Genomic DNA, 7961 nt, shown 5'->3' with positions numbered 1-7961 from the left:
TGCTGCCACTGATATGCCGCAGAAACGCGACCCAGTTGCCGTCGGGCGAGAAGACGCAGGCCAGCGCCAGCGGCGTGGCACTTGTTTTCTTTGTCAGGCGGCGCGTCTTACCCGTCTCGGCGTTAATTGTCACCACGCTCCCATCGGCGATGGCGGCGATACGGGAGCCATTGGGGTGCCAGGTGAAGGCGGAGGCGATGGGGAATTTGTTGCGGGTAAGCTGCCGCAATGCTCCGTTGCTTGGCGAGACGATCCAGAGCTGGATTATTCCCGTGTCGTCGGCCATGAGAAAGGCGAGCTGGGAGCCATCGGGCGACGAGCGCACCCAGTGGCGTGGGGCGAGCGCGACTCCATTTTTGGTGTGCGTCAGCCGCCGCTGAGTCGGCTTCTGGTTCTCCAGCCCCTCGGCCAGATAGATTTCTGTGTGCGGCGTCCCATCGGCTCTGAGCGTCTCGCCGAGAAACGCCAGTGTGTGGCTACTTCCCACCCAGCCCTCTTCGAACGCACGGCGAATTTCATCCGTGCCGGGCTTGGGGCTCGGCGTGCTCCGGGTCGCCAGAAACGAGAAGTGCGTGCCGTCGTGGTTGCGTGGTTGCGTTTTCGGCACCGAAACAGTTTTCGGGAAGCACACGCCCACCTCCCGAACGCCGCTATTTTCCAGCGCATCGTTGTAGGTATAGCTCAGCCAGTCGCCCTTCGGGTGCCAGACATGCACGTGCGAGCCGCCTCGCAGCGCACCCAGTGTCCCCGGCGTGGTTAAGTCCCGCGCATCGAGTGGAAAAGAAGTGAGATTCTCTGTATTCACAACCACGCCTTGCCGGTGCGTGGCTCCGTAGCTCCAGTCGGGCGTGGGATTCTCCGGGCCGTGGATAAACACAATCTTATTGTCGCTCGGATGGTGCGTCACTACCCCGACATGCGCTGCGTTTTTGGCCTCAAAGAGCCGCTGCACCTCGCCGGTCTTCACCCGAACGCGCTCGATCATGCGACCATCAAACACTGAGCCATCGCGATCTGAGCGCGTGTCGTAGACCAGCCACTCCGAGTCCGGTGACCAGGCATTCATATTAGTGAGAATCCGCCCCCCGGGGCCGTTGGTTACTTGCTGCTCTGACATGCAGGTACAATACCCGCATGGATCCGCGATTTATCAACCGCCTCAAGGATATTGTCGGAGAAGACGGCATCCGGCTCGCCGATGCGCAGCGCGAAGCCTATGCCTCCGATGCCTACACGCTCGCCAAGGCTCGCCCCGGTGTGATTGTGCTGCCTCGGCTCACCGATCAAGTGGCCGCGATTGCCAAGCTCTGCAAAGACTTTAGTGTTCCGATGGTGCCTCGTGGCGCGGGAACGGGCCTGGCGGGCGGCGCGATGGCGCGCGAGGATGCGGTTCTGCTGTGCCTCTCACGAATGAATGCGATTCTCTCGGTGGACATCCCCAACCGGCGGGTGCGGGCGCAGGCGGGGGCTGTCAATACTTATCTGACAAAGGCAGTGAGTGCGGAAGGCTATCAGTACGCCCCAGATCCATCATCACAAGGCGCGAGCACGATTGGGGGCAATATCGCCAATAATGCCGGCGGGCCGCACACGCTCAAGTACGGTGTTACGGTCAATCATATTCTTGCCGTCCAAGTGGTGCTTCCCGATGGCCAGATCATGGAGATAGACGCCGACGAGCACGGCTACGACTTACTGGGCGTGCTGGTCGGCTCGGAGGGGACAATGGGAATTATCACTGAAGCCACCGTCAAAATTGTCCCCAACCCCGAGGCCATTCGCACGCTCCTCGTGGTCTGTGACTCCGTGCTCACCGCCACCAATCTGATCTCCGCCATCATCGCCGAGGGGATTGTCCCCGCCGCGCTGGAGATGATTGACCAGACTATTTTGCGCGTGGTCGAGGAGACCTACAAGCTCGGCTTGCCAGTAGATGCGGGGGCAGTGTTATTGGTCGAGGTGGACGGCGCGGAGATTGGGATCGAGCTCCAGGCATCACGGGTGGAGGCGCTCTGTATTGCGGGCGGTGCGATTCGTGTGGAGGTCGCAAAAGACCCGGCGGAGCGGGCCAAGCTCTGGACTGCGCGCAAGAAGGCCGTCGGCTGTCTGGGCCGCCTCGCGCCGTCGCACGCCACGCAAGACGGGGTCGTGCCACGCACCAAGCTCCCTCAGATTCTCAAGGAGATTGAAGGGATCGCGGCAAAGCATAACCTCAGAATTGCCAATGTGTTTCATGCGGGCGATGGAAACCTTCACCCCGTCGTGCTCTTTGATGAGCGCGATCCCGAGGAAGTGAAGCGGGTGCTCGCTGCCGGGGGCGATATTCTACGGGCCTGTGTGGATGTCGGGGGCGCACTGACCGGCGAGCATGGGATTGGGCTGGAAAAGCAAGAGTTTCTAGGGATGATGTTCACCGAGGATGACATAGACACGATGCTGCGCCTGCGCTCCGTCTTCAACCCGGATGACTTGCTCAACCCTGGTAAGCTCTTCCCGGTTGGCGGCAACTGCTGCCCGCATCTGCCCCGCGTGGATGAAGCGCAGCTCAAAGGAATTGCGGCACGGGCATCGGGTGTGTGAATCGCTCGGATGAGTCGCCCCCATAAACGGGGGCGTCTTTTTGTCGCTACGCGACACGAAGGCCCTCCGGGCCATACAGAACCGATGGCCGGAACGGCCTTTTTGTCCGAGGAACGAGGATAATAAGACGCCCCGATGAACCGGGGCGAGACAACCTGATGGCACGCTGAAAACGCCGCTTCACGCCGTCGGGGGCGCGGAGAGCGGCCCGGCGTACTCGAAAGCCTCCACGGAGCAACTCGCGACTCAAATCACGGCTCTCGTCCAGAAAAACGGCTACGCGGGCTGCTTCTTCTGGGAAATCACCCAGGACGACGGCACGCTCGCCGCCGCTACAAAACCCAACTTTGTGGTAAAATAGGGCCGCTATGCCCTCTATGCGTCAGATTCGCGGTCGTATTCGCACCGCCAAGAATATTCAACAAATTACCAAGGCGATGAAGATGGTCGCTGCGGCTCGTCTCAAGCGTGCTCAGGATCGCGTGGTCTCTGCTCGGCCCTACGCCAACAAGATGAAGGAAGTCATGGGCTCCCTCAGCAAGGCGGGCGCGGGAAATATTACGCACCCTCTGCTGGAAGTGCGCGAGCCGAGCAAAGTCGGGATCGTGATTATCAGTGCGGACCGTGGGCTCTGCGGCTCCTACTCGACCAACTTGCTTAAAAAAGTGCAGGAAGTGCTGCGCACCGGTGGTGTGGACGGCGGTGCGGTGACGCCGGAGACGACCAAGCTGCTGCTGGCGGGGCGCAAAGTGCAGACCTACTTCCGCCGCCGTCCGTATCCGATCGCGGGTGAGTTCGTACTCAACATGACCAATCCCACTTTTGCCGAGGCGCAAGAGATTGCCAAACAGGCGCGGGATCTCTACACGAGCGGCGACGTGGATATTATCTACCTGGTCTACACCAAGTTTCTCTCCGCGCTCGTGCAGAAGCCGATGATGGTTCAGATGCTCCCGATGGTGGCAGAAGACAACGACGATGGCAGTGCGGCGGCCAGCGCGGACTATATTTTCGAGCCCGATGCCGAGACACTCTTTGGCAACATGCTTCCCCGCTCCGTAGACACGCTGGTCTACCAGGCGCTCATCGAGTCCGTGGCCAGTGAGCACGGTGCCCGTATGACTGCCATGTCTAGCGCAACAGATAACGCCGGAAAGATGATCGCAGGCCTAACGCTTGCTGCCAACCGTGCACGCCAGGCCAGTATCACCAAAGAACTCGCCGAGATCGTGGGCGGTGCCGACGCGCTCAAGGGCTAAGGGCTAGAGAAAAAAGAAAACCGCCGTCGGCAAGCTTGCCGACGGCGGTTTTTTGCTTTTAGAGCGTTCCGAGGAACTCCAGCAAAAGGCTCCTCGCTTCAGAGATTATTCGCCTCAGGGGATATGCACTTTCCAGAGGATGCCCTCACGGTGTAGCTCTGTCAAGTCGCTGTTGCCATCTGAGGGGGTGGTGATCACGGTGGCACGCTCCGCCCGAACAACAATACGAGTGACGGTTCGAGGGTCGAACTGCACGAACTTCCCAAACTCTCTCAGATCTCTCAGAGAGGCCGTTGTGCCTAGTTTCTCCTCCTGACGATCCCACGATGCTAGGGTCTCTTTGGAGGCCAGCTCCCGCATCGCCGAGTAGTCGGCTTTGTGCGCGGCGGCAAAGTAGCGCTTGAGTAGTGCGACAAGAGGATGGCTCTGTGCTTCTTCGCCGGTGACGATCTTCTTCAGAGGGGGCAGGAGGCTGATGCGCGCACGGAACGTGGCCTCGTAGCGAGCAGAAGCTGTCGCTTCCGAGGTCACCTTGCCCTCAATGACCCCATCGGCGATTTTGAGCTCGGTGAAGTGTTTTTTGCCCTTGATGGTGAAGCTGCTGACGGCTCTAGGGCGGGGTGGATAGACTAGCCCGGAGAAGTTCTCGGCAGGATCAGGTTTGTGGAACTCAAACTCCACCCCGGCCAGCTTGCCATCTTGCTGGAGTGGATAGCGCCCCTGCGTTCCCTCCCGCGCTTTCATCGCCACAGGTTGGTCGGTGAGCAGCAGGCGCAGGAGTTTGCGCGGCGGATCGGACGCATCGTCGGCACACTCAAAGGCGTAGGCAAACTTGAGAAGCGTGGCTTTCCCGCCCAGTGTGAGGGTGCCCTCGGCGGTCTGAAAAAATCCCATGCGCTATTATTCTCTGATTTGAGAGGGATTTCCTGTTGCGCCAGCGAACCAGAGTCTACGATGCATCGTGGCGTACTCACTCTCGCTCTGGGAACACTTCCTCTCGCTCTCGCCCTGGCCGCTCCGCAGCCACAGGGCTCGTCGGAGCTTTTTGAAAAATCCGTTCGTCCCCTGCTGGCGGAAAAGTGTCTGTCTTGTCACGGTGCGGCGCAGCAGCTTGGGGGTGTGCGGCTGGATCAGAAGCTCTCCCTCACACAAACACAAAAACTAATCACCGCAGTGGGCTATCAGGGCACGGTTAAGATGCCGCCGTCGGGCAAGCTTCCCGAGAGCGAGCGAGCGGCACTGACAAGCTGGGCACAGAGCGGGGCGAGCCTACCCCCCAGCCCTACCACCCTCGCTTCGCGGGGTACCCGGGCGGGGGGGATTATGGGGTGGCCCTACTCGCCGGTGAAGCCCGGACTTGCACCGCCGGTTGTGGGGGCGCGGACAGATATAGATGCCTTTCTGCTGGCGAAGCTCAAAACTAAAGGGCTGGGTTTCGCGCCCAAAGCCGATAAACGCATGCTTATTCGGCGAATTAGCTTCGATCTCACTGGCTTGCCACCCACACCCGAGCGTGTCGAGGCGTTTGTGCGAGATGTGCGCCCCGATGCGTATGGAAAACTTACCGACGAACTACTTGCCTCCTCTGCGTATGGCGAGCGCTGGGGGCGGCACTGGCTGGATGTGGCACGCTACGCCGACTCCGCCGATGCGCGGGGCCTAGGGAGCGAGGGCGATATTAGCGAGGCGTGGCGCTACCGCGACTGGGTGATTTCCTCGCTTAATACCGATCTGCCCTACACGCAGTTCATCAAGCAGCAGCTCGCGGGCGATCTTTATGGCGATCCCGTCCCGACGGGATTTCTGGCGATTGGCAACTGGGGCAACGGCGATGCGGACAAAGATAAAATTCTGACGGACATCGCCGACGATCAAGTGGATGTGACGAGCCGCGCTTTCTTGGGACTCACGGTCGGGTGTGCACGGTGCCACGACCATAAGTTCGACCCGCTCTCGACGAAAGATTACTACGCGATGGCGGGGGTTTTCTTCTCCAGTCATATTTTGCCCAAGCTCACTCCCAAGGGCGCGGGCGAGGTGATGCTCCGAATTCCCCTGGAAACCCCGGCACAAAAAGCGGCCCGTGAAAAGCTTGCCGTGGTCGAAAAGCAGCTCGCTGACGAGCGCTCAGCGGCGCGCAAGGCCGTCGCACTGGCCTGGGCAAAAGAAGCGGCGCAGGGCCGCATCCCCGAGAATACGGCGCGCCACTGGCAAGAGTTTCTTGGGCTGGCTCCGCCAACACTTCGCACCCCGTTTTACAGCGTGGGCGGAGTCTCCGGTGTGGATGGCGTGAAGGGCGAGAAAGATGCCCTGAGCGCGACCGTCAACACAACCCGCAAAGAGCAGCGTATCCTGACCTTCACACTTCCGCCGCGCTCTGTCAATGTCCATCCCAGCCCCCAAGGTGGAGTCGGCGTGCTCTGGGAGGCGTTTCTGGACGATACTGTGACGGTTCGGGCAACCCTGGCGGATGCCGATCCCGCTTGTGGGGATGGTTTTGCATGGGAGATTCGCCACGGCGAGAAAGTGCTCACCTCGGGCAAAGTCATCAACGGTGGCTCCGTCACGATCCCTCCGCAGCAAGTTAGCGTCAAGAAAGGCGAGTCCCTAGTTGTCTGCGTCCTGCCCGGCGGCGAATACAGTTGTGACACCACCACCGTGACCTGCGAGGTTTTTGGCGGCGGCTTCTTTACGCTTGCCAACGATGCTCTTGATCAAGGGGCCGATTTAGGGGAGTTTAGCGGCGATCTGGGAAGCTGGCGCTTCGTGGATCTGGCTCCGCAGAAACGTGCACCGGAGGCGGAGGCTATCCGTGTCGCTTGGAACGCGGGTGCAAAAGACAAAGCGCTCCAGCTCGCCCTGGCGCTTCCGCCCGACAAGAGCCCCTTCGTCCCAGATAACGACCGCGTGTTGCCGAAGGAAACCCGCGCTCATTTACAAGCTCTGGAGTACGAGCGCCTCTCTCTCCGCACGGGCACGGCTCCTCAGTTTGCCAATGGGATCGCAGAGGGCGGCGTCCCCGGAACGCCGCATGAGGGCGTCCACGATGTGAAAGTGCACAAACGGGGCCGCTACGATAATTTAGGCGAGCTGGTACCGCGTGGCGCTCCGGTCGTGCTGGGCGGTGGGCCCCTCAAAATAGCATCGGGGAGCGGGCGGCGCGAACTCGCGGAGTGGATCGCGAGTGACAAAAACCCGATGACGGCGCGGGTGATCGCCAACCGGCTCTGGCAGGGGCACTTTGGGCGCGGGATTGTCGCCACGCCCAGCAACTTCGGAGCCCTCGGCGAGAAAGCCACGCACCCGGAGCTGCTGGACTGGCTGGCAAGCGAGCTCATGGCGGGAAATTGGTCGCTCAAGGCGCTCCACAAGCGCATCGTCACCAGCGATGCCTACCAGCAGTCGTCCGTGCCGTCTGCTCTTGCCCTTGCTCGCGATACCGATAACCGCCTGCTCTCCCGTGCGCCTCGCCGACGGTTAGAGGCAGAAGCGCTCCGTGATGCCTTGCTTTCTGCCTCGGGTAAGCTCGACAGAACGCCCGGTGGCCTCGCCTTCCGCGAGGTTTCGACCCCGCGCCGGACGGTCTATTCGATGACGATCCGCTCGGACAGAACTGGCTTCGGGCCGCTCTTCGACAGCGCTGACCCGACCAACAGCGCGGAGAAACGCACGCTCTCCACGGTCGCTCCGCAGGCGCTGTACTTACTCAACAGCCCCTTCGCTCTGGAGCAAGCGCTGGCCCTTGCCGCCCGCCTCAAAACCCGGCCCGGCACCGACTCCGAGCGCATCGCCTACGCCTACAAATTGCTCTACGCCCGCCCGCCGTCGGCCAAAGAGCTTGCCCTCGGCCAGAGTTTTCTCACAAAAATGGGCACCGAGGGCTGGGATGCCTACGCTCAAGCGCTGCTCTGCGCCAACGAGTTCTGCTATGTGGACTAAGTGGCTCGCTCCCATGAACGGGAGCGTCTTATTGTCGTCGCAAGCTCCGACACGAAGGGCGTGCCGCCCATACCGAGCAAATTTGGTTATGGCCCGAAGTGGCCTTTGTGTCCGAGGCACGAGGACAATAACACGCCCCGGTTCATCGGGGCGGTTTAACGGTACAATTTTGCCATGCATCTA

5 protein-coding genes are annotated in these 7961 nt (G+C 61.0%); 3 read left to right on the top strand and 2 right to left on the bottom strand.

The genetic code is table 11. From position 1 onward, the window contains the following. Positions 1 to 1117, bottom strand: a 1117-nt coding sequence (locus ACH2EH_RS24275) for a DUF3748 domain-containing protein (protein WP_395145883.1), incomplete at its 3' end; no start/stop codon positions are given. A gap of 17 nt (positions 1118 to 1134) precedes the next feature. Here ACH2EH_RS24275 and ACH2EH_RS24270 point away from each other — a divergent pair. Together ACH2EH_RS24270 and atpG are read left to right on the top strand one after the other, a co-directional pair. Beyond that, complete coding sequence (locus ACH2EH_RS24270) at positions 1135 to 2580, top strand: FAD-linked oxidase C-terminal domain-containing protein (RefSeq protein WP_395145881.1); 1446 nt, start codon at positions 1135 to 1137, stop codon at positions 2578 to 2580. A 368-nt stretch (positions 2581 to 2948) separates the two neighbouring features. Next, complete coding sequence (gene atpG, locus ACH2EH_RS24265; RefSeq protein WP_395145879.1) at positions 2949 to 3839, top strand: ATP synthase F1 subunit gamma; 891 nt, start codon at positions 2949 to 2951, stop codon at positions 3837 to 3839. Between the two features lie 114 nt (positions 3840 to 3953). On the opposite strand, the gene ACH2EH_RS24260 is transcribed toward atpG, so the two are convergent. Next, the gene (locus ACH2EH_RS24260) at positions 3954 to 4733 is read right to left on the bottom strand and encodes a hypothetical protein (protein ID WP_395145877.1); all 780 of its coding nucleotides are present in this window, start codon (positions 4731 to 4733) and stop codon (positions 3954 to 3956) included. Positions 4734 to 4793: 60 nt separating this feature from the next. On the opposite strand from ACH2EH_RS24260, the gene ACH2EH_RS24255 reads away from it, so the two are divergent. After that, positions 4794 to 7778: a DUF1549 and DUF1553 domain-containing protein gene (locus tag ACH2EH_RS24255; protein ID WP_395145875.1), complete on the top strand. Its 2985-nt coding sequence runs from the start codon at positions 4794 to 4796 to the stop codon at positions 7776 to 7778. Positions 7779 to 7961: the final 183 nt, after the last annotated feature.

Origin of the sequence: Armatimonas sp. (assembly GCF_043760365.1) — a bacterium.
Lineage (GTDB): Bacteria > Armatimonadota > Armatimonadia > Armatimonadales > Armatimonadaceae > Armatimonas.
The sequence above is the reverse complement of the archived record's forward strand: the minus strand, read 5'-3'. Positions and strand labels throughout refer to the sequence as shown.